General features: G+C 72.2%; 23 protein-coding genes. 8 read left to right on the forward strand and 15 right to left on the reverse strand.

Translation table 11 applies throughout. The annotated features are described in order from the left end of the window. From urtC to DCI01S_RS08755, 11 genes are all read right to left on the reverse strand, one after another. Positions 1-1,029 (reverse strand): urea ABC transporter permease subunit UrtC (urtC, locus tag DCI01S_RS08705; RefSeq protein WP_061228891.1); only part of this gene is annotated, 1,029 nt, incomplete at its 3' end. Positions 1,030-1,175: 146 nt separating this feature from the next. Then, positions 1,176-2,060 (reverse strand): urea ABC transporter permease subunit UrtB, encoded by an 885-nt coding sequence (urtB, locus tag DCI01S_RS08710; RefSeq protein WP_061228856.1) that lies wholly within the window; start codon positions 2,058-2,060, stop codon positions 1,176-1,178. A gap of 118 nt (positions 2,061-2,178) precedes the next feature. Beyond that, on the reverse strand, positions 2,179-3,426 hold the full coding sequence (urtA, locus tag DCI01S_RS08715) for an urea ABC transporter substrate-binding protein (RefSeq protein WP_156482563.1): 1,248 nt from the start codon (positions 3,424-3,426) through the stop codon (positions 2,179-2,181). 426 nt (positions 3,427-3,852) lie between these two features. Next, entirely contained in the window at positions 3,853-4,821 is a 969-nt protein-coding gene (locus tag DCI01S_RS08720; RefSeq protein ID WP_061228857.1) for an urease accessory protein UreD, read from the reverse strand. Further along, the gene (ureG, locus tag DCI01S_RS08725; RefSeq protein WP_061228858.1) at positions 4,818-5,453 is read right to left on the reverse strand and encodes an urease accessory protein UreG; all 636 of its coding nucleotides are present in this window, start codon (positions 5,451-5,453) and stop codon (positions 4,818-4,820) included. The genes DCI01S_RS08720 and ureG overlap by 4 nt, the downstream gene beginning before the upstream one ends. 353 nt (positions 5,454-5,806) lie before the next feature. Then, positions 5,807-6,655, reverse strand: a complete 849-nt coding sequence (locus DCI01S_RS08730; RefSeq protein WP_061228859.1) for an urease accessory protein UreF — start codon at positions 6,653-6,655, stop codon at positions 5,807-5,809. Next, on the reverse strand, positions 6,655-8,832 hold the full coding sequence (gene ureC / locus DCI01S_RS08735) for an urease subunit alpha (protein WP_082767703.1): 2,178 nt from the start codon (positions 8,830-8,832) through the stop codon (positions 6,655-6,657). Before ureC ends, DCI01S_RS08730 begins: the two co-directional genes overlap by 1 nt. A gap of 54 nt (positions 8,833-8,886) precedes the next feature. Continuing rightward, positions 8,887-9,663, reverse strand: a complete 777-nt coding sequence (locus tag DCI01S_RS08740) for a hypothetical protein (protein ID WP_061228860.1) — start codon at positions 9,661-9,663, stop codon at positions 8,887-8,889. After that, entirely contained in the window at positions 9,660-9,980 is a 321-nt protein-coding gene (locus DCI01S_RS08745; protein WP_061228861.1) for an urease subunit gamma, read from the reverse strand. Before DCI01S_RS08745 ends, DCI01S_RS08740 begins: the two co-directional genes overlap by 4 nt. A 121-nt stretch (positions 9,981-10,101) precedes the next feature. Next, entirely contained in the window at positions 10,102-11,067 is a 966-nt protein-coding gene (locus tag DCI01S_RS08750) for a PDR/VanB family oxidoreductase (protein WP_061228862.1), read from the reverse strand. Further along, positions 11,064-12,170 carry a Rieske 2Fe-2S domain-containing protein gene (locus DCI01S_RS08755; protein ID WP_082767704.1) on the reverse strand — a complete coding sequence of 369 codons (1,107 nt, stop codon included), beginning with the start codon at positions 12,168-12,170 and terminating at the stop codon, positions 11,064-11,066. The genes DCI01S_RS08750 and DCI01S_RS08755 overlap by 4 nt, the downstream gene beginning before the upstream one ends. A 181-nt stretch (positions 12,171-12,351) precedes the next feature. On the opposite strand from DCI01S_RS08755, the gene DCI01S_RS08760 reads away from it, so the two are divergent. The 8 genes from DCI01S_RS08760 to uraH all read left to right on the forward strand — a co-directional run bounded on the left by DCI01S_RS08760 (position 12,352) and on the right by uraH (position 19,717). Next, a complete protein-coding gene (locus DCI01S_RS08760; RefSeq protein ID WP_061228863.1) occupies positions 12,352-12,945 on the forward strand; it encodes a helix-turn-helix domain-containing protein in 594 nt (197 codons plus the stop codon). 124 nt (positions 12,946-13,069) lie between these two features. After that, positions 13,070-14,443, forward strand: a complete 1,374-nt coding sequence (locus DCI01S_RS08765; protein ID WP_061228864.1) for an amidohydrolase family protein — start codon at positions 13,070-13,072, stop codon at positions 14,441-14,443. A gap of 38 nt (positions 14,444-14,481) precedes the next feature. Beyond that, positions 14,482-15,993: an aldehyde dehydrogenase family protein gene (locus DCI01S_RS08770; protein WP_061228865.1), complete on the forward strand. Its 1,512-nt coding sequence runs from the start codon at positions 14,482-14,484 to the stop codon at positions 15,991-15,993. Between the two features lie 65 nt (positions 15,994-16,058). Continuing rightward, complete coding sequence (locus tag DCI01S_RS08775) at positions 16,059-16,559, forward strand: thiamine pyrophosphate-binding protein (protein WP_061228866.1); 501 nt, start codon at positions 16,059-16,061, stop codon at positions 16,557-16,559. A gap of 29 nt (positions 16,560-16,588) precedes the next feature. Continuing rightward, complete coding sequence (locus DCI01S_RS08780; RefSeq protein ID WP_061228867.1) at positions 16,589-17,203, forward strand: thiamine pyrophosphate-dependent enzyme; 615 nt, start codon at positions 16,589-16,591, stop codon at positions 17,201-17,203. Then, a complete protein-coding gene (locus DCI01S_RS08785) occupies positions 17,203-18,813 on the forward strand; it encodes a GMC family oxidoreductase (protein WP_061228868.1) in 1,611 nt (536 codons plus the stop codon). Before DCI01S_RS08780 ends, DCI01S_RS08785 begins: the two co-directional genes overlap by 1 nt. After that, positions 18,813-19,373 carry a 2-oxo-4-hydroxy-4-carboxy-5-ureidoimidazoline decarboxylase gene (locus DCI01S_RS08790; protein ID WP_061228869.1) on the forward strand — a complete coding sequence of 187 codons (561 nt, stop codon included), beginning with the start codon at positions 18,813-18,815 and terminating at the stop codon, positions 19,371-19,373. Before DCI01S_RS08785 ends, DCI01S_RS08790 begins: the two co-directional genes overlap by 1 nt. After that, positions 19,373-19,717, forward strand: coding sequence for a hydroxyisourate hydrolase (gene uraH, locus DCI01S_RS08795; RefSeq protein ID WP_061228870.1), 345 nt, complete (start codon positions 19,373-19,375; stop codon positions 19,715-19,717). The genes DCI01S_RS08790 and uraH overlap by 1 nt, the downstream gene beginning before the upstream one ends. Here uraH and DCI01S_RS08800 read toward each other — a convergent pair. The 4 genes from DCI01S_RS08800 to DCI01S_RS08815 all read right to left on the reverse strand — a co-directional run bounded on the left by DCI01S_RS08800 (position 19,702) and on the right by DCI01S_RS08815 (position 25,402). Beyond that, positions 19,702-20,301, reverse strand: a complete 600-nt coding sequence (locus DCI01S_RS08800; protein WP_156482561.1) for a glycosyl-4,4'-diaponeurosporenoate acyltransferase CrtO family protein — start codon at positions 20,299-20,301, stop codon at positions 19,702-19,704. The genes uraH and DCI01S_RS08800 overlap by 16 nt on opposite strands. Positions 20,302-20,403: 102 nt before the next feature. Continuing rightward, the gene (locus DCI01S_RS08805; protein ID WP_244881686.1) at positions 20,404-21,783 is read right to left on the reverse strand and encodes an amidohydrolase family protein; all 1,380 of its coding nucleotides are present in this window, start codon (positions 21,781-21,783) and stop codon (positions 20,404-20,406) included. Continuing rightward, the gene (locus DCI01S_RS08810) at positions 21,780-24,575 is read right to left on the reverse strand and encodes a molybdopterin-dependent oxidoreductase (RefSeq protein ID WP_082767706.1); all 2,796 of its coding nucleotides are present in this window, start codon (positions 24,573-24,575) and stop codon (positions 21,780-21,782) included. Before DCI01S_RS08810 ends, DCI01S_RS08805 begins: the two co-directional genes overlap by 4 nt. After that, positions 24,572-25,402: an FAD binding domain-containing protein gene (locus tag DCI01S_RS08815; RefSeq protein ID WP_167349553.1), complete on the reverse strand. Its 831-nt coding sequence runs from the start codon at positions 25,400-25,402 to the stop codon at positions 24,572-24,574. The genes DCI01S_RS08810 and DCI01S_RS08815 overlap by 4 nt, the downstream gene beginning before the upstream one ends. Positions 25,403-25,412 lie beyond the last annotated feature (10 nt).

Raw genomic sequence — 25,412 nt, forward strand, 5'->3', positions numbered from 1 at the left:
CTCCTGGCCCTTGGCGCGCCGACGTCGCATCACGAACAGCGACGCCAGGCCGCCGGGCAGGAACCCCACCACCACGATGAACAAGATGCCCTGCAGGTAGGTCCACTGCGACGGGTAGGCCTCGGAGAACGCGGTCTGCGCCCAGGCCACACCGATCGCGCCGAGCACCGGGCCGAGCAGGGTCGCGCGGCCGCCGATCGCGACGCCGATGAGGAACGCGATCGAGGGCGCGATACCGATCGCCGACGGCGAGATGATCCCCACGATCGGCACGAACAGCGCCCCGGCGAGCCCCGCGGCGAACGCGGCCACGGCGTAGGCGAACGACTTGACCATCGCCGGGTCGTAGCCGAGGAACCGCACGCGCTCCTCCTGGTCGCGGACGGCCACGAGCAACTCGCCGAACCGGGAATTCATGACCTGGCGCACCAGCAGCACCACGAGAAGCAGCGCGCCGCCGGCGAGGAAGTACAGCATCCGCCGGTTGGCCGGGTCGGACAGCGCGAACCCGAAGAACCCGGTGAAGCGGTTGAGCCCGTTGGACCCGCCCAGCTCCGGCCGGCTCACGAGGAAGATCGCGGCGGCCGCCGCCAGGGCCTGCGAGAGGATCGCGAAGTAGGCGCCCTTGACCTTGCGGTTGAACACCAGGTAGCCGAACCCGAACGCCAGCAGCGGCGGCACCAGCAGGATCACCGCGAGCGTGAACCCGGGCGAGGCGAACGGCACCCAGTAGCCGGGCATCTCGCGCATCCCGGCGATCTGCATGAAGTCGGGCAGCGCGTCGGCGCCGCCGCGGTCGCGGGCGTCGGAGATTTTGAGGAACATCGCCATCGCGTAGGCGCCCACGCCGAAGTACACGCCCTGGCCGAGGGTGAGCATGCCGCCACGCCCCCATGCCAGACCGATGCCGCTGGCGACGATCGCGTAGCAGAAGAACTTGGCCAGCAGGCTCAGCCGGAAGTCGGACAGCAGCGCGGGCGCGAGGCCGAAGATGATCAGCGCGGCCACCGCGAGCGCGGCCCAGAACATCCACCGTGGCCGCTCGGCGTCGCCGGTCAGCAGGCGCCGGGCGCGGGTGCGCCGAGGTGGCGCGGCGGCGGGATCGGGGGCGGTGGTGGCAGCGGAGTCGGCGGAGTCGGCGCCGCCAGCCGCTCGGGTGACGGAGATGGTCTTGGTCATGCCAGGCTCCTGGTCTTGACGGCGAACAGGCCCTGCGGGCGCACCTGCAGGAAGATGATGATGGCGACAAAAACGAGCACCTTGGCCACCGACGCGGTGGTGGAGTACTCGAAGAACGAGTGCAGGACCCCGAGCGCGAACGCCGCGATCACGGCGCCCCGCAGCTGGCCGAGGCCACCCACGACCACCACGAGGAACGCGTCGATGAGGTACGACTGGCCGATCGTCGGGCTCGTTGAGCCTATGAGCGTGAGCGCCACCCCGGCGACGCCGGCCAGGCCGGAGCCGATGAAGAACGTGGTGATGTCGGTGCGGCGGGAGCTGATGCCCGACGACTCGGCGAGGTCACGGTTGAGCGTGACCGCCCGGATGCGGCGGCCCATGGGCGTGAACTTCATCGCGGCCATGACCGCGGCGACGCAGGTGATCGCCAGGACGAAGATGAACACGCGAGTCAGAGGCACCGACGCACCGAGCAGTTCGACGCTGCCGCGCAGGAACTCCGGCACCGCCACGTTGACGGCCGGGGCGCCCCAGATGTCGCGGGCGATCTGCTGCAGGACCAGTCCCACACCGAACGTCACGAGCAGGGTGTCCAGTGGACGGGCGTAGAGGCGCCGGATGAGCGTCACCTCGAGCAGCACGCCGAGCAGGCCGCCGACGACGAAACCCAGGGCCAGGGACAACAGCAGGCTCATCCCAGAGGCGGCGGTGATCTGCTGGACGACGTAGGCGGTGTAGCAGCCGGCCATGATGAACTCGCCGTGGGCCATGTTGATGACGCCCATCTGGCCGAACGTCAGGCTCAGGCCGAGGGCGGCGAGCAGGAGGATGGAGCCGATGCTCAATCCGGTCGCGAGTTGTCCGATGAGGATGTCCACATCGGCTCCTTTCTCCGGGTCCCGCCCTCCCCCTCCCCCGCTCCCGACTGACGGGCCGGGAGCGGGGTGGGTCGGGCGGGGTGGGCGGGGCTGGGTGATCCGGGCTGACGGTCGGGCGTCAGTTCCCGGACAGGTCGCCGGCCCAGTCGTAGGACTCGAGGAACGGGTCGGGCTCGATCGCCTCGCCGGAGCTCCACACCTCGTAGATCAGGCCGTCGGGGCGGATCTCGCCGACGATCGCGGTCTTGGAGATGTGGTTGTTCTCGCCGTTGATGGTGACGGTGCCCTCGGGGGCGTCGAAGCTGACGCCGTCGGCGGCGTCCTGGATGGCGTCGACGGCGAAGGAGTCCGCCTTCTCGACCGTGTTCTTCCACAGGTAGACCGACGTGTACGCGGCTTCCATCGGATCGGAGGTGACGCGGTTCGCGCCGTACTTCGCCTTGAACGCGTCGACGAACGCGGTGTTCTCCGGCGAGTCGATCGTCTGGTAGTAGTTCCACGAGGTCAGCTGGCCGTCAATATTCGCGGCGCCGATGCCCTGGACCTCCTCCTCGGCGATCGACACGCTCACCACCGGGGTGTCCTCGGCGGACAGGCCGGCGTTGGAGTACTCGCGGAAGAACGCCACGTTGGAGTCGCCGTTGAGCGTGTTGAACACGGCGTCCGGGTTGGCAGTGCGCACCTTGTTGACGATGGTGGAGAAGTCGGTCGAGCCGAGCGGGGTGTAGTCCTCGCCGAGGATCTCGACCTCGTTGGCCTCGGCCCACGCCTTGATGACGCGGTTGGCGGTCTGCGGGAAGACGTAGTCCGAGCCCACGAGGTACATGGACTCCACGCCCTGCTCCTTGAGGTACTCCAGGGCGGGGACGATCTGCTGGTTGGTGGTGGCGCCGGTGTAGAAGATGTTCTCCGACGCCTCGAGGCCCTCGTACTGCACCGGGTAGTAGAGCAACGCGTTGGCGTCCTCGACCACGGGCAGCATCGCCTTGCGGGAGGACGAGGTCCAGCCGCCGAAGATCGCGGCCACGCAGTCACTGGTGATGAGCTTCTGCGCCTTCTCCGCGAACACGGCCGGGTCGGAGGCGCCGTCCTCCACCACCGGTTCGATCTGCTTGCCCAGCACCCCGCCCTCGGCGTTGATCTGCTCGATCGCCAGCGCCACCGAATCACGCACGGTCTTCTCGGAGATGGCCATGGTGCCCGACAGCGAATGCAGCGACCCGACCTTGATGGTGTCGCCGGAGGTGTCCACGCAGGACTCGGCGGCGGCCGCGGCGGTGTCACCGGTCCGGTTGCCGCAGGCGGTGAGCGCACCCGCGCCCAGGATCACGAGGCCGGCGGTGGCCAGTGCACGCCGGGTGCGGATCGAGCGCGGCGTCTGGCTCGCGCGAGCTGTCTTCCCAGAGGAGATGGAGGTGGAGTTCACGTGGTTGACCTGACCTTCACTGACCGGCTGTCGAGTGCTCCCGCGGGCTGCGGGGCTCGAAGCGCGATGTGGATAAAGGTATGGACATGATGTGATTCAGCTGAGTCGCCGGTGTTTCGCCACCGTTGCCTCTACCGGCGTTGTGTGAACGGTGTGTTTCTCGCCCACCCCGCGATACAAGTGCGCGGGCGCGGCCGGCTGAGCCCGCACGCCGCTCCTGCGCGGGGTTACGCGTCCCCTTCGGCTTGTGATGCCTCTATGTACGCGTACGCGCGGGATGTGCTGGCGGAACGGTCCATAGAGGGCGCATACCTGGGCGTCGGCGGGCTGGGCGGCGGCCGTCGTCTCTCGGGGCCGGCCCGGCTCTCAGCTCTTGCGCAGGTCCGGCGCCGGCGCACCGAGGAGATGGACTCGCGCGGCGGACCAGACCGCGCGCACCGCTGCCTCCACGTTCTCCTGCCCGCGGCCGAGCACCCGCAGCCAGGCGCCGCAGCCGTCGGGCAGGGTGCTCACCCCGCACCGCACAGACCCCTCGGGATCGAGCCGGCCCGCCTGTGTCGCTACGACGCCGGCGGCCGCGTCGGCCGCGTCGCGCATGACCGCCGCGAGCTCCTCCGCCGGGCCGGGCGCCACGACGAACAGGGTCCCGATCGCGTCGGCGTCTCCTGTGACCAGCGGGTGGCCGGCCTCGTCGCGGGCGATGTGGGTGGTGTCCACGGCGAGCAGGGTGCCGTCGGGGCGGGAGATCTCCACGGCCGAGACGTAGGCGTCCACGTCCCAGCGCTCCCCGCGGGCCACGCGTCCGGCGGTGAGGACGTCGCCGGCGATGAGCACGGCGTCCTCGGGCACCTCGGCCCGCAGCTGCTGCTGGAACCTGCTGCCGCCGTACGGAATGAGCGGGTCCGGCAGCCACTCGCACACCGCGCCCTCGCCCAGCGTGAGGGAGACGGTCTGCGTGGCGTAACCGACGTCCATCCGGTGCACCCGGTTCGCGGCCTGCGTGGTGACCAGCGCCTGCGCGCCCTCGGCCAGACGGACCTCCATGTCCAGCCGGTCGCCGCCGACGATCCCGCCGCCGGTCGACATCACGTACACCGTCGGCATCTCGCGGAGGACCGGGTCGATGTACAGCGACCGCATCACCTGCAGCGGCGACTTCTGGAACCGTTCGGCCAGTACCGTGCGGCCGCGGCCGTCCCGGCGGAAGGCCAGGTCCAGCACGCCGACCTTGCCGGGCGAGCCGGCGGGCAGCGCGCCGGGCCCGGACTGCGGTCCGGCGGCGACGGCGGGCCACACGAACCCCGGGTCGGCGGCCCGGGTCAGCCGGTCGCTCACCGTGCGGGCAGCAGTTCCACCCGGCGGGACTCGAAGTAGTCGAGCACCTCGGCGATGCCGGTCCCGGAGAGGCAGTCGGTGAGCGCGACGGGCTTGCCCGAGCGGACGCGGTCAGCGTCCGAGGACATGATTCCCAGATCGCAGCGCACGTACTGGGCGATGTCGATCTTGTTGATCACCAGCAGGTCGCACTCGGTGATGCCGGGCCCGCGCTTGCGGGGCATCTTCTCGCCTTCGGCGGTGTCCAGGACGAAGACGAACAGGTCGACCAGTGCCGGCGAGAACGTCAGGGTGAGATTGTCGCCGCCGGACTCGTAGATGAGGGTGTCGACGTCCGGGTGGTCCTCGAGCATCTCCGCCCCCACCGCGAGGTTCATGGTGGGGTCGTCGCGCACGGCGGTGTGCGGGCACGAGCCTGTCTCCACGCCCACCACCCGGGCGGGATCGAGGACTCCGGCCAGGGTGCGGCGGACGTGCTCGGCGTCCTCCTGCGTGTAGATGTCGTTGGTGATCACGGCCGGGGTCCGGCCCCGCGCGATCAACTCCGGGACCAGCGCCTCGATGAGAGCGGTCTTGCCCGAGCCCACCGGCCCACCGATCCCGATCCGCAACACCTGCTGTGCCTCTGCCATGGACGAGACGCTAACGCAGCCGTGTTTCGGCAGTGTTGCGCGGCGTACGCAGCGCGGCCCTGCCCTCGGCGGGATCCGCCCTGACCTGGGGTGCCCTGCATCGCACGTTCAGGGCACCGCAGTTCAGCGGGCAATTGCAGGACCGGGCCCATGAATCAGAGCATCGCCAGCAGGAAGCCCGTGTAGTGCTGCCGCGGCGGCGTCGGCCGCAGCGGCAGAGACGGTGGCGGCAACTGCTCCACCCCGGCCGGCACGGCCCTGACCTGGGGTGCCCTGCAGCGCGCGTTCAGGGCACCCCAGGCCAGAGCGCTACCTCGTACGCAGGTACTCCGGTCAGGAGGGGGGAGGCCGGGTCACGAGGCGAACAGCCGGGCGTCGGCGCGTTCGTGGTGGCAGGACGCCAGGTCCAGCACTGGCGCGAACCCGCCGAGTTCCTCCAGCGACCGGCCCACCGCGGCGTCGGCGACCTCGGCGATCACCGGGGCCGCCCCGCGCACCAGCGCCTGCGCGGTGCGGTGATCGGCCAGTCGCAGTCGCAGCGCGGCGCCGGACAGGCTGATGACCAACGCTGTGAGGTCTGCGGCCACGGCCTCTCGCCGGCTCAGCCCGCCGCGGGCGTAGACCACGCCCATGACCACCGACTGCGACCCCGGCGACCGGCGGGCCCGGACGTGGTCGTTCCATGCGGACACCACCGGGTCGTCGAGTAGCTCGGCGGCCAGGTCGAGCACCTGTTTGCCGGTGCGGGTGGCGCCGTCGCGGAACTCGCGGGTCAACCGGGTGGCGTGCAGCCGCCGGTCGATGCGGGTCAGCGCGGCGAGCAGAGCAGCAGTGTCAGTGCAAGCAGGATTGGCGGCCGGCGGCGGGGCGAGCTCGTGGGTCGCCGCCCAGGCGAGGGCCAGCGCGGTCGCCTCGGCCGGGCCGGCGGAGTGGCGCAGGATCCCGTGCACGGCCTCGGCCACGGACCGAGCCCCGGCGGCGGCGCCGGCTCCGGCCCCGGCGTCGACAGCGCCCAACTGCCGGAGCCCCTCGAGCCCGTGCGAGAGCGTGTACATGCCCGAGGGGAACGAGGAGTCGGTGAACTGCAGCGCTAACAGCAGAGTCGCCAGTTCGGCGCGACCCGCATCCGGCACACCATCCGGGACGCGGCGGCCCTCGTCGTCGTGGTCGTCGTGGTCGTCGTGGTCGTCGTGGTCGGACATCACGCGAGGTAGTGCAGCTGGGCCAGCGGCAACGTGGTGGCGGGGGCGATGGTGGCGGGCTCGCCGTCGACGGTCACCACGTAGGTCTCGGGATCCACCTCGATCGTCGGGCAGCGGTCGTTGCGGACCATGTCCTTCTTGCCGATCCCCCGGCAGCCACGCACGGGCAGGCACGGCGAGGTCAGGCCCAGCTCCTCGGGCACGCCGGCCTCGATCGCGGCGGCGGACAGGAACGTCACCCGCGTGGACTGCAGCGCCCCGCCGTACGCGCCGAACATCGGGCGGTAGATCACCGGCTGCGGCGTGGGCAGCGACGCGTTGGGATCGCCCATCGGCGCCCACACGATCATCCCGCCCTTGATGATCAACGACGGCTTGGCGGCGAACGACTCCACCGGCCACACCACCAGGTCCGCGAGCTTGCCCGGCTCGATCGACCCCAGGTGGTCGGCGACCCCCGCGGCGATGGCCGGGTTGATGGTCATCTTGGCCACGTAACGCAGGACGCGCTCGTTGTCGTTGCGGTCGCTGTCCTCGGGAAGCGGCCCCCGCTCGACGCGGCAGTGGTGTGCGGTCTGGAACGCGCGCTGCCACGACTCCCCGATCCGGCCCATGGCCTGGGAATCCGACGAGAAGATGGAGATGATCCCCTCGTCGTGCAGCACGGTCTCGGCGGCGATCGTCTCCGCGCGCACCCGGGAGTCGGCAAAGCTCACGTCCTCCGGGATGTCGTGCGACAGGTGGTGGCACACCATCACCATGTCGAGCAGCTCGTCCACCGAGTTCACGGTGTACGGCAGGGTCGGGTTGGTCGAGGCGGGCAGCACGTTGGGCTCGCCGCACACCCGCAGGATGTCGGGGGCGTGGCCGCCGCCGGCGCCCTCGGAGTGGAAGGTGTGGATGGTCGAGTCGCCCAGCGCGGCGCGGGTGTCCTCGTAGAAACCGGACTCGTTGAGGGTGTCGGTGTGGATCGCGACCTGCACGTCGTAGGCGTCCGCCACCTCCTGCACGCAGCGGATCGCCGCGGGCGTGGTGCCCCAGTCCTCGTGGATCTTCAGCCCCGCGGCGCCGGCGACGATCTGCTCGACCGCCGATTCCGGCTGCGAGGTGTTGCCCTTGCCCAGGATCCCGATGTTCACGGGCAGCCCGTCTGCGGCCTGCAGCATCCGACCGATGTTCCACGCGCCCGGGGTGCACGTGGTGCCCTTGGTGCCCTCGGCCGGACCGGTACCGCCGCCGAACAGGGTGGTCACGCCGTTGCTCAGAGCCTCGTCGACCTGCTGCGGCGCGATGTAGTGGATGTGGGTGTCCACGCCGCCGGCGGTGACGATCTTGTGCTCGCCCGCCACGACCTCGGTGCCGGGGCCGATCACCAGGTCCGGGTGCACCCCGTCCTGCAGGTGCGGGTTACCGGCCTTGCCCACGGCCACGATCCGCCCGTCCCGCACACCGATGTCGCCCTTGACCACGCCCAGCACCGCGTCCACGATGATCGCGCCGGTGATCACCAGGTCGAGCGCGCCCGAGGCCCGCGTGCCGGCCGGGTCCTGCGCCATGCCGTCGCGGATCGCCTTGCCGCCGCCGTACACGGCCTCGTCGCCGTAGCCGCTGCTGCCGTCGGTGGTCACGGCGTTGTGGTCGGTCGCGATCTCGATCACCAGGTCGGTGTCGGCGAGCTGCAGCCGGTCCCCGACCGTGGGTCCGTAGATGTCCGTGTAGGTGGCGCGCGGGAGCACCGTGGGCGGGCCGTCGGCCGGGGGAACACGGTCGGGCGACGGGGCCACCTCGTCGTCGTCGCCGCCCCCGCCGCTGTGCAGGAACCCCCCGGCGACCATCCGCTCCAGCGCGCGCTCGCGCACGGCCGGGTCGTCGAGCGGGCCGTCGACCAACCCGGAGAACCCGTGGCACACGCGCTCGCCCGCGAAGTCGACCAGTCGCACCGTCCGCGTCTGGCCCGGTTCGAAGCGCACCGCCAGGCCCGCGCCGATCGCCAGGTGCCGCCCGTACGCCGCGATCCGGTCGAAGCGCAGCTCCCGGTTGGCCTCGAAGAAGTGGTAGTGCGATCCCACCTGGACGGCGCGGTCGCCGGTGTTGGTCACGCGCACCTCGATGGTCGCGCGGCCGGCACCCAGCTCGATGTCCCCGTCGCCGTAGAGGTAGTGCACCGATCCGGACATGTGTGGCTCCTGGAGGGTCGTCGGGGTGGGGTCGGGGTGAAGTAGCTGGGGTGACTAGTGGGAATGCGTGTAAACGGTGCCGTCGGCGGCCACGTGCGAGTGGGCGTACCCGTGGCCGTCCTCGGCGTCGAGGGCGACGTCGATACCGTCGTCGCCGTGGTCGAGCCGGTGCACGGCCTCGCGGACGCGGGTGTCGACCACGCTGCGCAGCACGGCCGGGCCGAACAGGTACTCGCCCTCACCGGGCAGGTCGAGTCCGGTGACCGGCGCGGGGGCGAGGGTTGCCGAGACCAACGCCGGCCGCCCGCCACCGAGGGCACGGACGCGCTCGAGTCCCTCGGCGAGGTCGGGGTCGGGTTCGTCGCCGCCCCGGAACGCCACCTCGACCAGGCCGGGCTGCCCGTACTGCCGCGCGAGCCGGGCGAGGCGGTACAGCTCGGCGTCGGCGAACGGGTCGATCGCGCGGCTCACCACGAGCGCCGAGCACACCGCGCCGTGCTTCCGGATCACCGCGCGCAGTCGGGTGATGAGCATGGTCGCGTCGCCGAGCGGAGCGGCCAGCGCCACGCTGCCCGGGGCGAGCCGCGCGCGGACGTCGCGCAACGTCCGGGAGCAGTCGGCGATCATCGCGGGCGCGCGGCCGAACGTCATGGGGACGACGACGACAACACCCGCACCCTGCCCCGCCTGGGCTTCCACCAGGTCGGCCAGGTCGCGGCCCGGCCGTGCTGCGGGGATGCCCAGGTCCGGCATCTGCTCGGACTCCGGGCCCAGCGCCAGCACGATCCGCGCGGTGGCCGGGTCGGTGTGCCCGTGTGCGTGGCCGGTCACGCGCTCTGCTCCACCGGCCCGATGGGATCGTGCACGGTGACGAGCTTGGTGCCGTCGGGGAACGTGGCTTCCACCTGGATCATCGCCAGTCGCTCGACCACGCCGTCCATCACCTGGCCGGAGTCCAGCACCTGGCGGCCCAGGTTCATGCACTCGGCGACCGTGCGGCCGTCGCGGGCGTGCTCGACGATCTCCCACGAGATGAGCGCGGTGGCCTCGGGGACGTTGAGCAGCACCCCGCGCTCGAGCCTGCGGCGCGCGACCTCGGCCGCGGTGAACAGGGTGAGCTTGTCCAGTTCGCGGGGGGTGAGCTTCATCCTCGGGTCCTCTCGTGCTCGGGCGGCGACGCAGCGTGCGCGTCGACGCTTCTGAACGCTAGCGACGTTGTGTGTCGGCAGTGTTACTTACCTCCGGTCCGGCCCACCCTCGTGCCCTCCCTCAGACGCCGAGCGTCAGTGACGGGGTGAGGGATCGCGAACAGCACACATTGATCAGGGCGTTGGACTCCCTCTCCGCGGGCGACTGGACCTCGTCGCGGTGGTCGGGGATGCCGGCCAGGACCGGGGTCAGGCACGAGCCGCAGATCCCCTGTTCGCAGGCGAGCGACGTCTCCACGCCATCGCGGCGGAGCACCTCGGCGATCGTTTCGTCCGGGCCCACGGTGAGCTCCCGGCCGGTGGAGGACACCACCACGGTGAACGCCTCCCCGGCGGTCTCCACCGACTGCGCCCGCGCGAACTGTTCGGTGTGCACCGCGTCCTTGGGCCACTCCATCGCGGCCGCACAGCCCGTCGCCGAGGCGATCATGCCCAGCGGTCCGCAGACGTAGAGCGCCAGGCCCGGGGCCGGGCGCGGGATCACCGTCTGGGCGTTGCCCCGGAACCCGTCACCGTGATCGCTGTAATGAAGGACCGTCCGGTCGCGCCACGGGCGGCTCTTCAGATGGCGACGCAGCGGCAGGCTCTCCGGCGTCCGCGAGTAGACGTGCATCTCGAAGGAGGCGCCCCGCCGGTGCAGCCTCTCCGCCATGGCCACCATCGGGGTGATCCCGATGCCGCCGGCGATGAGGACGCTGTGCTCGGCCTCCGTATCGAGCCGGAAGGTGGTGCGGGGGTGCGAGATCGTCAGCCGGTCCCCCACGGCGAGGGCGTGGACGGCGACCGAGCCTCCCCGGCCGTCGATCTCGCGCAGCACGGCGACAAGGTAGCGGTCGGGTTCGTCACCTCGGCCGACCAGCGAGTACTGCCGGGTCAGCTCACCCAGGTGGAGGTCGATGTGCGCCCCGGCGTCGAACCCCGGCAGCCGCGTCCCGGGCGTGGCCGGGCGCAGTTCCACCAGGACGACGCGGTCGCCGTCGGCGGTGAGTGAACCGACGACGACGTCGAGGACTCCGGCGGCGCTCACGCGGTGAAGAACTCGGACAGACCGGCGGCGCGCAGGGCCCGGCGGTAGGCGATCGAGGACCGGTCGGCGGGGATGTGTACCTCCAGTTTCGGGTCCAGAGGCAGGTTCTCGGGCTTCTGCTGTTCCACGATTCGGCGGTCCTCGTTGAAGACCTGCAGGTTGAAGTCGTACACCTCGGACAAGGGCTGGTCTAGGTCGAAGTTGCGGCACCGGGCGTCGAACAGCCGGGTCCGGGTGGCCGAGACCGGTGACGCGGCGTTCATGAGGCTGAGTCGGATGCCTTCGGGGAAGAACACCACCAGCGTCCCGGTGAACGGCACGTGCAATCGGTAGTGCCGGAGCCACAGGAAGTCGTCGGAGACCTCGAGGTCGGTCCCGGGCGGCAGGTTGGAGACCGTCGACCAGTACTCGGATTCGAACCCATCGGCGGTGGGCACCGGCGTGTACTCGGGAACCACCTGGTTTTCGGGGTCGGCGAACGTCTCGTGGTGGACAAATGCGAAGTGGCCCACGTCGAGGAAACCCTCGATTTGCCGGCCGGCGAACGCCTCGATGTCGATCCAGGGGCAGTTGATTTGCTGGAAGCCGGGCTCGTCCCAGTGCGGGACCGGCGGGATCGCGGGCTCGTCCCCGGGAGCCGCGGCCAGGCAGGTCCACACCAGGCCGTACCTCTCGACTGCGGCGTAGGAACGCAGGTGCATCCGGGCGGGGATCTTGTCTCCCGGGTGCGCGGGAATCGCGTTGCACTTCCCGCCCGAGCCGAACCTCAGTCCGTGGTAGGGGCACCGGATGCCCTCGCCGTCGCCCTGGTCCTCCCCCAGGCTCAGCTTGGTCCCACGGTGAGGGCAGATGTCATCGGCGACCACCACCTCGCCGCTCCCCTCGCCCCCCACGCGGTAGACCACCAGCGGAACGTCCAACAGGGTCGCCCCCAGCGGTCCCCCGGTGACCTCGACGGACCTGGCGACCGGGTACCAGTAGCGGGCCAGGATCTGCCAGTCATCAGGTGTGAACGTCAGCCCGCGGGGCAGCGGGAGCGGCTCCGGGACGGCGGTGGTCTCCGCGGGTGATGTCTCGGCGTGTGACAGCGTCGGCAGCGACATTGGTACTCCCTGTGATTTCGGGCGGGCAGGTGTCTAGGTCTCGTGACGACGCGCTCGTCCCGACGGCTCGTCCGCGTCACTGCCCTGATCGTAGGAAGCAATATGTATTAGTACGGATCTATCGCGTTACGGCCGCGTTTCCACTCACAAGGTGACGGGCCCGCGCGGTTATGGTCGACCCGTGCCCCACTCCCACCGCCGCGCCGGACAGGCCCCGGTCGAGCCCCTCATCAGCGCCTCCCTGGGCCGTGCGATCCGCGAGGCCCGCACTGGCAACAAACTCTCCATGCGCGCGCTCGCCGCCGCGGCCGAGATGAGCCAGCCCTTCCTCAGCCAGATCGAGGCCGGGCAGACGATGCCGTCCCTGGCGACGCTCTACCGGATCGCCAAGGTCCTCGAGATCTCGCCCGCCGAGTTATTACCGGCCGAACCGGACCCGGCGCCGGTGCACCTTTCGCGCGCCGACGAGGCCACGTGGGTACCGATCAGCGAGAAGGAGAACGCCGGCACCACGCGCGTTGTGAACAAGGGGTTGGCGAACGTCCAGGAGTACCGAATCCTGCCGGGCCAGTACCTGGGCGACTGGTTCGAGTCCGACGGCGAGCTGAGCGTCTACGTCATCGAGGGCACGATCTCGGTGGATCTCGACGGCATGGACCCGTTCGAACTGGGCCCCGGAGATGCGGTTACCCATCCGGGAGGACTGCGTAACCGCTGGTCCGTGGTCGGCGACGATCCGGTGCGCATCATCCTCGTTTACGCCGGCGACCGCTGAGGGCCACCTCGCACCGCTCCTTTAGCGCGCGCCCGCACGCCGCAACACCGCCGTAACGTTATAGCCACAAGCAATAAATGATTGACTCCTACTATCGGCGATAGCCGACAGAAGAGAGTCAGAAATGACCACCCAGCGCCTCCTCGTCCCCGACCTCATCGTCACGATGGACGACGACCTCACCATCCTCTCGGGCACCGCCGTGCTGGTCGAGAACGGGATGATCACCGCCCTCGGCGACCCCGACGACCTGGCGGCGGCCCACCCCGGAGCCGAGCGGGTCGACCTGCCCGACCGGCTGCTCATGCCCGGGCTGATCAACGCCCACCACCACTCGGGCATGCTTCGCGGCACCGCCGAACACCTGCCGGTCTGGGAGTGGCTGCGGCTGCACATCGACCCCATGCACCGGGTCCTGCGTCCCGAGGAAGCCGAGGCAGCGGCGTGGCTCTGCTACGCGGAGGGCCTGCTCGCCGGCACCACCACCGTCGTCGACATGTGGCGGTACATGGACGGCGCCGCACGCGCGGCCTCCACGTTGGGAAACCGCGTGGTGACCGTCAACTACGTGGGTGAGCACCCCGACTTCGACTACTTCGACACCCTGGACGACAACGAGCGGATGCTCCGCGAGTGGACCGGCGCAGCAGGCGGACGCATCATGCCGTGGGTCGGCCTCGAGCACCCCTTCTATGCCGACGCCGCGGGCCAGAAGCGCGCGATCGCGATGGCCAAGGACTACGACACCGGCCTCTACACGCACTGCAGCGAGTCGGAGGTCGAGCTGGCGGACTTCCAGTCGCGGTACAGCGCCAGGCCGATGTTCGCGCTCGAGAAGCTGGGGTTCTTCGACGTCCCACGGGCGCTGATCGCCCACGCCGTGTGGCTGGACCAGTCCGAGATCGACCTCATCGCCGAGCGCGGGGTGGGCGTGTCCCACAACCCCGTGTCCAACATGAAGCTGGCGAGCGGGATGGCCCCCGTCGCCGACATGATCGCCGCCGGCGTCAACGTGGGGCTGGGCACAGACGGCGAGAAGGAGAACAACAACCTCGACATGTTCGAGGAGATGAAGGTCGCCTCCCTCCTCGGCAAGCTCCGCACGATGGATGCCGCCGCCATGGACTCGTGGGAGGTCCTGCGCATGGCCACCCGGGGTGGCGCGGCCGCGATCGGCCGGGGCGACGAGCTGGGAGCCGTGGCGGTGGGCCGCGCGGCCGACCTCGTCGCCGTGCGGACCGACACCCCCCGGATGACACCGCTGCTGCCCGACGGGTCCTACGCGAACCTGCACCACAACCTCGTCCACGCGGTCCGCGGATCCGACGTCGACCTGACCATGGTCGCGGGCGAGATCGTGGTCCGTGACGGCCGGCTGGTCAACGCCGATCTCCCCGAGCTCATCGAGCGCGTGCGCTCCCTGGTCCCCGACCTGTTCGACCGCCGCTCGGCGTGGCTCGCCACCCAGCAGGACCCCGCGGGCCTGTTCCACGGCTGATCACCCCGCCACCCACCTCTACGGATACGAGACCCACCATGACGATCGAGATCCCGACCATCACCTACCTCGACCGCGTGGCCCGATTCCTGTCCGACGACCCCGGTCGCCTGCTCGTCGACGGCACCTGGCGCGAACCGGCCACCGGCCGTTCCCTGCCCACGGTCGACCCCGCGACCGGCGCCCACCTCGCCGACATCGCGTGCGCGGACGCGGCGGATGTCGACCGCGCCGTCACCGCCGCCCGCGCGGCGCTCGACGGGCCGTGGGCCACCATGACCCCGGCCGATCGCGGAGCCCTTCTCTGGCGCATCGCCGACCTGATGGAGGAGCACCTCGACGACCTCGCGGAACTCGAGACCCTGGATCAGGGCAAGAACCTGCGGACCTCCCGCTTCGGCGAGGTCCCGGCGGCGATCAACCAGTTCCGCTACTACTCGGGCTGGCCCACCCGGATCCTCGGGCAGACCATCCCCACCTCCCTGGGCCGGACCCCGCCGGACAAGCAGGTCCTGGCCTACACCCGCCGCGAACCCGTCGGAGTGGTCGCCGCGATCGTCCCGTGGAACTCCCCCCTGATCATGGCCGCGATGAAGCTCGCCCCCGCGCTGGCGGCCGGCTGCACAATCGTGCTCAAGCCCGCGGAGAACACCTCGCTGACGGCCCTGTACCTGGGCCGGTTGCTCCTGGAGGCGGGCCTCCCGGACGGCGTGGTCAACATCGTCACCGGCCTGGGCGCCGAAACCGGTCAGGCCCTCGCGGAGCACCGCGGGGTCGACAAGATCGCGTTCACCGGGTCGACCGCCATCGGCAAGCAGCTCGTGGCCACGGCGTCGGCAGACCTCAAGCGGTGCACCCTCGAACTCGGGGGCAAGTCCCCCGCGCTGGTGCTGCCGGACGCCGACCTCGACGCCGCCGTCGAGGGCATCTCCCGGGGGATCTTCGACAACGGTGGGCAGGTCTGTGTGGCCAGCGCCCGCGTCTACGCCCACCGCAGCGTGTACCGGGACGTCGTCGACGGTATGGCCGCCTTCGGCAGCAGGCTCCGGCTGGGGCACGGGCTCGATCCCGACGCCGACCTGGGGCCGCTGGTCAGCCGGACTCAGGCGCGTCGGGTCGCCTCGTTCATCGACGAGGGCCGCCGCGACGGTGTGACCGTGGCCGGCGGCGGCGGCGAACTCAGCGGACCCGCCGGCACCTTCTACTCCCCCACCGTGGTGACCGACGTGCGCGCCGACATGCCGCTGATGCGCGACGAGGTGTTCGGTCCCGTCGCCGTGGTGACGCCCTTCGACGACGTCGACGAGGTGATCGGCTGGGCCAATGACTCGCGGTACGGACTCGCGGCGAGCGTGTGGACCGAGGGCCTGAGCACAGCGCACCGCCTCGCCGCCCGGCTGCAGGCGGGAACCGTCTGGGTCAACTGCCACTCCTTCCTCGGCCCGGAGCTGCCCAAGGGCGGCCACAAGGAATCGGGATGGGGCTACGAGAACGGCGCGCAGGGGCTGGAGAACTACCTGGAGACCAAGACCGTCGTCGCGCTGGTCTGACCGCACCCACCTCTCCGCCGACACCCACACAAGACACCCACGTACAGACCAGAAAGGACCACACCATGCGCGCAGACGCCGTCGAGGCCGTGTTGAGCGGACTGAAGAAGGCCGGGGTGAGCATCGCCACCTACCTACCGGATTCCCTGCTCAAGGAGCTGTACCCCGCCCTGGACGCCGACCCCGACATCCGCACCATCCCGGTCACCAACGAAGGGGAGGGCGCCGCCCTGGCCGGCGGCGTCTTCCTGTCCGGCAAGCGCGCGGTGCTGGTGATGGAGAACTCCGGCCTGCGCGCAGCGACCGAGCACCTGGCCCGCCTGGGCCTGGGCGCCGGGATCCCCGTGGTGATGATCATGAGCTACCGCGGCGAGATGGGCGAGAACAACTGGTGGGCCATCCCCCACGGGATCACCATGGAACCCCTGCTCCAGGCCTTGCGTACCCCGTACACCATCGTACGCAGCGTCGAGGAGATCGAGACCGCCATCGTCCGGGCCTACGACACCGCGTACGCGTCCTACCACCACACCGCGATCGTCCTCGCCGGCGACCTGGTCCGCTGAGCCACCGAGAAACACGGAAAGGAACCACCATGAGCTATTCCCGTTTCGAGGCCATGAAGCTCCTCGCGGCGCGCCTGCAGGACCAACTGGTCATCCTCTCCCTCGGTGGCGCCGTCGACGAGTGGTACAACGCGGCCCCCCACATGCGCGAGGCGAGCCTGTTCCAGCAGCAGCTCGGCTGCGTCACGCCCGAGGCCCTCGGGTTGGCCGTCGGCCTGCCGGACCGGCAGATCGTCTCCCTCGACACCGACGGCGGGCTCCTGTTCAACCTGGGTGCCCTGGCCACCGTGGCCAACGAGCAGCCGGAGAACCTCTTCGTCGTCGTCTGGGACAACGAGCAGTACCAGTCCATCGGCGGGCCGGCCACCCACACCGCCGCCGGCCGCGTCGACCTCGCGGGCATCGCCCGCGGCGCCGGCATCACCCACGCCTACACCGCGCAGACGCTCGAGGAGTTCGACGCCCACTGCGCCGCGGGCCTGGCCGCCCGCGAGCCGTACCTGGTGGTGGCCAAGACCGACGGGATCCTCGAGCCCGGCATCCGGCGCAAGCACTCCGACGGCCGCGAGGACAAGTACATCTTCGTCCGGCACGTGGAGGCCTCCGAGGGGATCTCCATCATGGGACCGAGCGAGCACAACTGATGCCGGTCGTCACCGCGCCGGCGCCGCGCTACGACACGGTGGTGGTCGGGGGCGGCGCGGCCGGCTGCGTGCTGGCCGCCCGCCTCACCGAGGACCCCGACCGGCGGGTCCTGCTCATCGAGGCCGGACCGGACCACCGCGACCTGCGGGAGGTCCTCGACGCCGCCCACTGGGATGCGCTCATCGGCGGACGCCTCGACTACGGCTACCGGTCCCGGCCGACCGACCACGTCCTCGGCCGGTCCATCGCGATGCCCCGGGGCCGGGTGCTGGGCGGCTCGTCGTCGACCAACGCGATGCTCTGGTACCGCGGCAACCGCGCCGACTACGACGCGTGGGCCGACGCCGGGGCGACCGGGTGGGGTTACGACGACCTGTTGCCCTACTTCCGCCGCTCGGAGGCCCGCCCCGGCGGCGACCCGGCGTACCGGGGGCTGGACGGCCCGATGCGGGTCGCGCCCCTGGCGCAGGTCCACCCCATCGCCCATGCCCTCGTCGACGCCGCGGCCGAGCGCGGCCTGCCGGTGCTGGACGACGCCAACGCGGAGTCCAACGAGGGCGCCGTCCACGCCGACTACAACGCGGTGACCGGCGAGGACGGCGGCTTCGAGCGGTGGAGCACCGCCCGGGCCTACCTCGAACCGGCGCTGGACCGGCCCAACCTCGACGTGCTGGTGGACTCCCCCGTCCACGCGGTGCTGCTCGCCGGCACCCGCGCGACCGGGGTGCGGCACCTCCTCGGCCGGGGGACTCCCGGCGGAACCGATGGCCCTGGCCGCCCCGAGCCCGTCGAGACTCTCGCCGACCAGGTGGTCCTCGCGGCCGGCGCGCTGGACACCCCGCGCCTGCTGCAGCTCTCGGGCATCGGCGACCCCGGGCGCCTGGCCGCCGCAGGCATCGAGGTGCGGCACCCGCTGAGCGGGGTCGGCGAGAACTTCCAGGACCACCCGCTGATCCTGGGCATGAACTTCCGGGCCCGCGCCGACCTGGGCCCGGTGGTCGGCAACGGCGGCGGCACCATGGTCAACTGGCGCAGCTCCCACGCCGAGCACGGGCCGGACCTGCACGCCGTGGTGGCGCACGGCTCGCGCGGCGACGAGGCCCTCCACGCCGCCCACGACCTCACCGGCAACCGGGTGTTCGCCCTGGTGCCGGGGCTGTACCGCTCGCGCAGCGTGGGCTGGGTGCGGGTCCGCTCCGCCGACCCGACCGCCCCGGCGGACTTCCACCCCAACTACCTGGCCGACCCCACCGACCTGGCGGCGATGGTCGAGGCCGTGGACGCCGTCCAGGACCTCGTGGCCACCTCGGCGTACGCGGACCTGGCCGAGGGCCCCATCACCCCGGCGGCCGGCCTGGACACCGCGGCCAGGACCCGGTTCGTGCGCCAGAACATCGGGTCGTTCTTCCACTGCTCGGGCACCGCGCGGATCGGCACCGACGAGCTCGCCGTGGTGGACCCCGGGCTGCGGGTGCGGGGCCTGGACGGCCTGTGGGTCGCCGACGCCTCGGTGATGCCCTCCATCCCCACCTGCAACACGCAGGCGCCCACGGTGGCGATAGCCGAACGCGCCGCGGACCTGATCCGCGGCCAGAATGGAGCACGATGATGACCACCTCCCCGTCTGACGACTCTCCCTCTGACCACTACGGTTCTGACGACTCCGCGCTCGCGCCGGGCCTGGGCGGGTTCAACTCCGCCGACGCCGCGCGGCTCACGCCGGTGCTGACCAACCTGTCCGGGTCGGCGGAGTGGGCCCGCGAGATCGTGGGCGCCCGCCCGTTCCCGACCGTCGAGGCGCTGCTCGCCGCCGCGCGCGGGGTCCTGGCCGGGCAGGACGACGACGAGGTGATCGCCGCGGTCCGGGCGCACCCGCCCATCGGGGCCCGGGGACCGGTGAGCGACGCGTCGGCCCGCGAACAGAGCGCCGCCGCCCGCGCGGACGCCGAGACCGCCCGCGTCCTGGCCGAGGGGCAGGCCCGCTACGCCGAGCACTTCGGCCGCGGCTTCCTGGTCTGCGCCACCGGCCTGTCCGCCGAGCAGGTCCTGGCCGAGATCGACCGCCGGCTGGCCCTGCCCCCGGAGCAGGATCTGGTGGAGACCCGCGAGCACCTGGCCCGCATCAACGCCCTGCGCCTGGGGCGCCTACTCGAGGAGGGGACCCTCTGATGTCCATCAGCACGCACGTCCTGGACACCGCCACCGGCACGCCCGCCGTGGGGCTGGCGTACTCGCTGGTCCGGGCCGATCCCTGCAGCTGCGATGGATCCGGGGCCGTCCTGGCCGCCGGAGTGACCGACGACGACGGCCGCGGCCCGGACCTGTCCGGCGTCGCCGTCCCCGCCGGGATCTACCGGATGACCTTCGACACCGGCGGCTACCAGCGCACCCGCGGCGTCGACGGCTTCTACCCCGAGGCCGTGGTGTGCTTCGAGGTCACCGACCCCGCCGCCCACCACCACGTCCCGCTGATCCTGTCCCCGTTCGGCTACAGCACCTACCGCGGGTCCTGACCCCACGGCGTGGGCTGGCCAGCTCTCCCCGCAAGCCTGGCCGATATGGACTGGATGCGGGCGCGCAGGAGTCGCTGGAGCAGCACCGGGTACACGTGCACTACCAGTCCGAGCGCGATCAGCCACGCCGCGCCGTACCATGCCCCTGTCGAGAGCACGCCCACGGCCAATGCCACAGTGGCGACGATGCAGAGACCGTGGCCGACTTCGGAGCGCCGCGTGTGCTGATCGAGCCCGTGGAGGCCCTCTCTCGTGCCGCTGAACCCGCGTTCCTTCTCCACGACCCGGTTCCATCCGGTCACGTCGAGCAGCGTCCCGAACAGCCGGACCCCGAGTGCGGGGTAGAGCCGCGACTCCCAGGGCCGGACCCGGAGCCAAGCCAGATCCGGAATCCGTACCCGGGGGCTGATGATGGACGACACCCACGCCATGAGAACGAAATGGGTGACCAGGGCGAAGGAGAACCCCGCAGGGCCGATGAACAACCACGCCGCCGCGATAGCGCCTGCGGCGAGTGCCGTCGCCGCCAACGCCGACGCCGACGCGACCGGCATGACGCGCGCTGAGTCGAGGCGTGGAGGCACACGCCAAGGCTAAGCGACCTGCTCCCGGCCCGTGACCTGCGGTGCCCTGCGGGGCACGTGCAGGGCACCCCAGGTCAGGGCATTTCGGACAAGCCCGGTCACCTACCGGCCGATCCCCCTGGCGCGACACTGCCCGCGCAGCTCGGCGGCCATGTCCTGCTCGTCCGCGGTGACCAGTTCGTAGTCCCGCACCACCACCCTGCCGCCCACCACCACGTGTCGCGGCCGCCGGCCGGGCGAGGCCCACAGCAGGCCGCGCACCGGATCGGCCACCCCGGCGTCGGCGACACCGGAGACGTCCCACACGGCGAAGTCGGCCGCGCAGCCCGGGTCGAGGCGCCCGAGTTCGGGACGTCCGAGCCCGTCGGCGGACCCGGCGGTGGCCATGGTGAGCACCTCGAGCGCGTCGAGGGGTCGGCCGACCAGCGGCGCGACCTGCATGGCCAGCCGGGCGTCGGCCATCAGGTGCCCGGCGTCGTTGCTGCCGCCGCCGGAGGTGCCCAGGCCGACGGGCACGCCCGCGTCCAGCAGACCGGCGACGGGGGCGATCCCCCAACCCATGGGCAGATCGCAGGCCGGGGCGTGGGTGGCGGTCACCCCGGCGCGGGCCAGCGCGACGATCTCCTCGGGCGTGACGTCGCACAGGTGCGCCAGGGTGACATCCGGTTCGAGCCAGCCCCACTCCTCGAGGAGCTCGATCGGGCGGCGGCCGTACTCCCGCTCGGCGCGCTCCACGTCCACCTGCTCGTTGGACTGGGTGCGCCGCCGCAGCCCGTGCCGCGCCGCGACCTCCCGCAACACGGCGAAGGTCCCCGGACCGTCGGCGTGCACCCCGGAGGGGCCCACGGCGAGCTGGCGCAACCCGTCGGCGCTCACACCGCCGGCAGCGTCAGGCAGGTGCGCGGCGAGGATCGCGGTGACGGACGCGGCGGCCGCGTCGGGGTCGCCGCCGGCGGTGCCGCGGACAAAGGCCAGCCGGGCGCCGAGCGAGCCGGCCGCGTCATAGGCGGCTCCCGCCAGATCCACCGGGTCCTGTCCCGCGGGCCAGGTGAGGTGGTGGTCGCCGACGGTGGTGACGCCGCACAGCAGCGACTCCGCCATCGCCACCCGGGCGGCGGCGGACACCAGCTCGGGATCCACCGCCGCGCCCACGTAGGCAGCGCGCATCCGTCCGAGCCACTCGGCCATCGTCACGCCCCGCGTCCCGGGCAGGGTCCGGAAGGCGCTCTGCAGCAGGTGGTGATGAGCGTTGACCAGGCCGGGGGTGACGATCCCGCCCCGGGCGTCCAGGGTCACGGTGGGGCTCGCCGCCGGGCCCGCCGCCGCGTTCGCCGCCGACGCGGTGCCGGCCTCCTCCACCACTCGGCCGTCCACGCAGGTCAGCGAGGTAGTCGACCTCGCCGCCGACCCGTCCGACCCGGTCTCCCACCCGCGCGACCACACGCCCGACGCACCGGTCAGGCGCAGCACCCGCGCGGTCACCGCCGGACCCCCGCGGCAGCCGGGGCCGACAGGTCCGATCCCGGCCCGGCCTCCCCGGGGTCGACCCCCACTGCGTCAGCAGCCGCCTCGGCCGCACCGCCCGTAGCACCGCCCGTAGCACCGCCCATGGCACCCCCCGAAGCACCGTCCAGCGCACCGCCCGCGTCGGCGTCCGGCGCGAAGCTCCGCAACCACACCCGGTCCGGCGTGAGCGGGATGGACTCCTGGCGCACCCCCGTCGCGCGGGCCACCGCGATCCCCACCGCCGCCGCGACCGGACAGTACGGCGCCTCGGACATGGACTTGGCCCCCAGCACGCCCTGGGACTCCACGGTGTCGGCAAAGAAGACCTCCGTGCGCGGGACGTCGCCCAGGCGCGGCGGGTGATAGTGGCGGAAGGTCGCGTTGGTGACGGCGCCGTCGTCGTCGAGCAGCATCTGCTCGTACAGCGCCGCGCCGAACGCCTGCGCCACCCCGCCCTCGATCTGGCCGCGCAACTGCTGCGGGTTGAGCACCCGCCCCGCGTCCACCGCGTGGACGCTCTGCAGCACCCGCACCGTCCCGGTGTCGGGGCACACCGCCGCGCGCACGCCCTGCACGGTGAACGCGGCCTGCCGGGCCATCCCGTCGGTGGAGCCCTCCGCGGACACCGGCAGCGTCGCGCCGGCGGCGAGCAGCGCGGCGACCCGGGAGGCGGCGCGGTGCAAAGCCCGGCCGCCGACCACCGTGCCGGCCGAGCCGAACGCGCCCGTGTCATGGGCGAGCAGGCTCGTGTCGGAGGCGTGCAGCACCACCTTCTCCGACGGCACGCCCAGCACCTCGGCGACGATCTGCGTGTGCACGGTCGCGGTGCCGTTGCCGAACTCCGCGGTGCCCACGTAGGCGTGGACGGTGCCGTCGGCGTCCACCTCCACGCGCGCGGACCCATGGTGGCCCCCGGGCGGGGTGGTGGCGATCATGGTCATCGCGACCCCGCGGCCCTCGAGCCAGCCGGCGGGCGAGGGCTCGCCGCGGCCCGAGGCGAGGGCCTGCTCGACGTGGTCCAGGCACTGGTCGAGGCCGTAGGAGGAGAGCGTCAGCTCGTCGTCCACGCCCGCAGCGCTGACCAGCGGGTCGCCGGGCCGGATGACGTTGCGCCGCCGCAGCTCGACCGGGTCCAGGCCCGCCTTGTCGGCGAGCTCGTCCAGGGCCGCCTCCAGGGCGAACCCCACCTCCCCCAGTCCGTATCCGCGGAACGCGCCCGAGGGCACGGTGGAGGTGTAGACGGTCTCGGCGTCGACCCGCTTGGCCGGGCTGCGGTACAGCTCCATCGACTCGGTGATCGAGTGGAACATCACGCCCGCCGAGTGCCCGCCGTACGCCCCCGCGTCGGAGAGCACGTCCAGGGCCAGGGCGGTGAGCCGGCCGTCGTCGTCACACGCCGCCGTGACCGACACCCGGAACGGGTGGCGCACGGTCGCCGAGGTGAACTGCTCCTCGCGGCTGAGCTCCCACGCCACGTCCCGGCCGGTGCGCAGCGCGGCGAGCACAGCCAGGTCCTCCACGATCATCTCCTGCTTACCGCCGAACCCGCCGCCGACGCGGGCGGCGTGCACCCGCACGGCATCCCGGTCCAGGCCGAACACGTGGGCGATCTCGTCGCGCACCAGGAACGGCACCTGGGTGGACGAGCGCACGTCCAGGCTCCCGCCCCCGTCGCTCCCGCCCCCGCCGGGCCCGCCGTCGACGTGCCGGACGACCACCGAGTGCGTCTCCAGGTGCGCGTGCTGCACGCGCGCGGTCCGCCACGTACCCCGGACGACGTGGGCGGCCGCGGCCACCCCGCCGGCCACGTCCCCCACCTCGCCGTGGAAGTCGGCCACGAGGTTGCGGGACGGGTCGGCGATCCGCGCGGCGGGGGCGGCGTCGCCGTGCAGCAGCGGGGCGCCGGGGGCGCGGGCGACCTCCGGGTCGAACACCGGCTCCAGGACCTCGTAGGTCACGTCGATCTCCAGGCACGCGCGCCGGGCCAGGGCGGCCGTCTCGGCCACCACCGCCGCGACGCGCTGGCCGCGGTACCGGAGCACCCGGTCCAGCACGCGGGTGTCGTCGGGATCGTCCTCGCGGTTCTGGTGACGGGCGGCGGAGAACGCGCGCCCGGGGTCGTCGTGGTGGGTGAGGACGGCCACGACGCCGTCCATCGCCAGCGCCCGGCTCGCGTCGATCGAGACGATGCGCGCGTGGGCGTGCGGCGAGCCCAGCACCGCCAGGTGGGCGCACCCGGTGAGGTCGGTGTCGAGGGTGTAGGGCTCGCGGCCCCGCACCACCCGGTCCGAGGCCGGGGCCGCGACCGGGTCGCCGATCCGCCCCGACCGGCGCGTGCACACCGTCCCGTCGATCGCGTCCGAGATCGCCCGATACCCGGTGCAGCGGCACAGGTTGCCCTTCATGGCCGCGGCCCGGGAGGCCGGGGCGCCGTCGCGCGCGCACGGGGCCCGGTCCAGGCCGGTGACGGTGGTGACCATGCCGGGGGTGCAGAAGCCGCACTGGAACCCGCCCGCCGCGGCGAACGCCTCGGGCACCGCGTCCGGCACGCCGGACGCGGTACGGATCTCGGCGCCCTCCGCCCGGTGCGCGGGCACCACGCAGGAATGGGTGGGCACGCCGTCGAGCAGCACCGTGCACGCCCCGCAGTCCCCGGTGTCGCAGCCCTTCTTGACCGCGTGCACCCCGAACTCGCGCAACAGGGTCCGCAGGCACTGCCCCGGGCGCGGCTCGAGCCGGGTGTCCGTGCCGTCGATCACGACTCTCATCGCGTCTCCTCTCCTCGGGTGGCGGCCAGGGTGGTGGCCAGTTCCGCGGTGACCGCCGCCGCTGCCAGCCCGGCCACGTGCCGACGCCAGCGCGGGTCGCCCTGCGGGTCCGAGTACCAGTGCGGCAGGGCGCGCACCGCCTCCGTGGCCTCGGCCGGCGACGGCGGAACTGCCCAGGTGAGCACCTCGGGCGCGGGCACGGCCGCCGTGACGACCAGCGTGCAGCGGCCACCCGGGTCCAGTCGCCCGGTGACCAGCGACGCCGAGCGCCCGCTGGGCACGAGCGAGTTCCGGCGCACCGCGTACCGGGCCGTCAGGCTCGACGCGGGGATCCGCAGCGCCCGCAGCACCTCGCCGGGCGCCAACACCGTGGTCCCCGGCCCGTTGACGAGGCCCGCCGCCGGGACCGTGCGGGTGTCGCCGTTAGGGGTCCAGATCTCGGCGACCGCGCCGAGCGTGCACGCCGCTGCGGTGCCGGCGCCGGCGGGCAGCGCCGCGCACAGGTTGCCGCCCCAGGTGCCGCGCGACCAGATCTTCCACGAGGCCAGCAGGCACGAGAACGTGTCGTGCAGGAACGGCCGGATCGGCGCGGTGAGCGGGTGGTCGAGCACCGTGCGCAGCGAGGCCGTGGCGGCGGCCCTGAGGTCCCCATCGGGCAGGACCTCCAGGTCCTGCCACCCCAGGTCGACCAGGTCCACCAGCCCGGCGAGGTGTTCGTGCCGTTCGCCGTGCAGTGCGGTACCCCCGGCCAGCGGCATCGCCCCAGCCAGCAGGGCGGCGTGCACGTCAGCGCGCTCCCGCGGCCGATGCAGGTCGGTGACCGTCACCAGGTCCACC

This window comes from Dietzia cinnamea NBRC 102147 (genome assembly GCF_001571065.1).
Classification (GTDB): Bacteria; Actinomycetota; Actinomycetes; order Mycobacteriales; family Mycobacteriaceae; genus Dietzia; species Dietzia cinnamea.

What these genes read in the sequence shown, in the direction of transcription:
- DCI01S_RS08790 (WP_061228869.1), top strand. Translation starts at nt 18,813, where the DNA reads ATGACCACCTCCCCGTCTGACGACTCTCCCTCTGACCACTACGGTTCT.
- DCI01S_RS08780 (WP_061228867.1), top strand. Translation starts at nt 16,589, where the DNA reads ATGAGCTATTCCCGTTTCGAGGCCATGAAGCTCCTCGCGGCGCGCCTG.
- DCI01S_RS08730 (WP_061228859.1), bottom strand. Translation starts at nt 6,655, where the DNA reads ATGTCCGACCACGACGACCACGACGACCACGACGACCACGACGACGAG.
- DCI01S_RS08745 (WP_061228861.1), bottom strand. Translation starts at nt 9,980, where the DNA reads ATGAAGCTCACCCCCCGCGAACTGGACAAGCTCACCCTGTTCACCGCG.
- DCI01S_RS08775 (WP_061228866.1), top strand. Translation starts at nt 16,059, where the DNA reads ATGCGCGCAGACGCCGTCGAGGCCGTGTTGAGCGGACTGAAGAAGGCC.
- DCI01S_RS08810 (WP_082767706.1), bottom strand. Translation starts at nt 24,575, where the DNA reads ATGAGAGTCGTGATCGACGGCACGGACACCCGGCTCGAGCCGCGCCCG.
- uraH (WP_061228870.1), top strand. Translation starts at nt 19,373, where the DNA reads ATGTCCATCAGCACGCACGTCCTGGACACCGCCACCGGCACGCCCGCC.
- ureG (WP_061228858.1), bottom strand. Translation starts at nt 5,453, where the DNA reads ATGGCAGAGGCACAGCAGGTGTTGCGGATCGGGATCGGTGGGCCGGTG.
- DCI01S_RS08755 (WP_082767704.1), bottom strand. Translation starts at nt 12,170, where the DNA reads ATGTCGCTGCCGACGCTGTCACACGCCGAGACATCACCCGCGGAGACC.
- DCI01S_RS08770 (WP_061228865.1), top strand. Translation starts at nt 14,482, where the DNA reads ATGACGATCGAGATCCCGACCATCACCTACCTCGACCGCGTGGCCCGA.
- ureC (WP_082767703.1), bottom strand. Translation starts at nt 8,832, where the DNA reads ATGTCCGGATCGGTGCACTACCTCTACGGCGACGGGGACATCGAGCTG.
- DCI01S_RS08785 (WP_061228868.1), top strand. Translation starts at nt 17,203, where the DNA reads ATGCCGGTCGTCACCGCGCCGGCGCCGCGCTACGACACGGTGGTGGTC.
- DCI01S_RS08765 (WP_061228864.1), top strand. Translation starts at nt 13,070, where the DNA reads ATGACCACCCAGCGCCTCCTCGTCCCCGACCTCATCGTCACGATGGAC.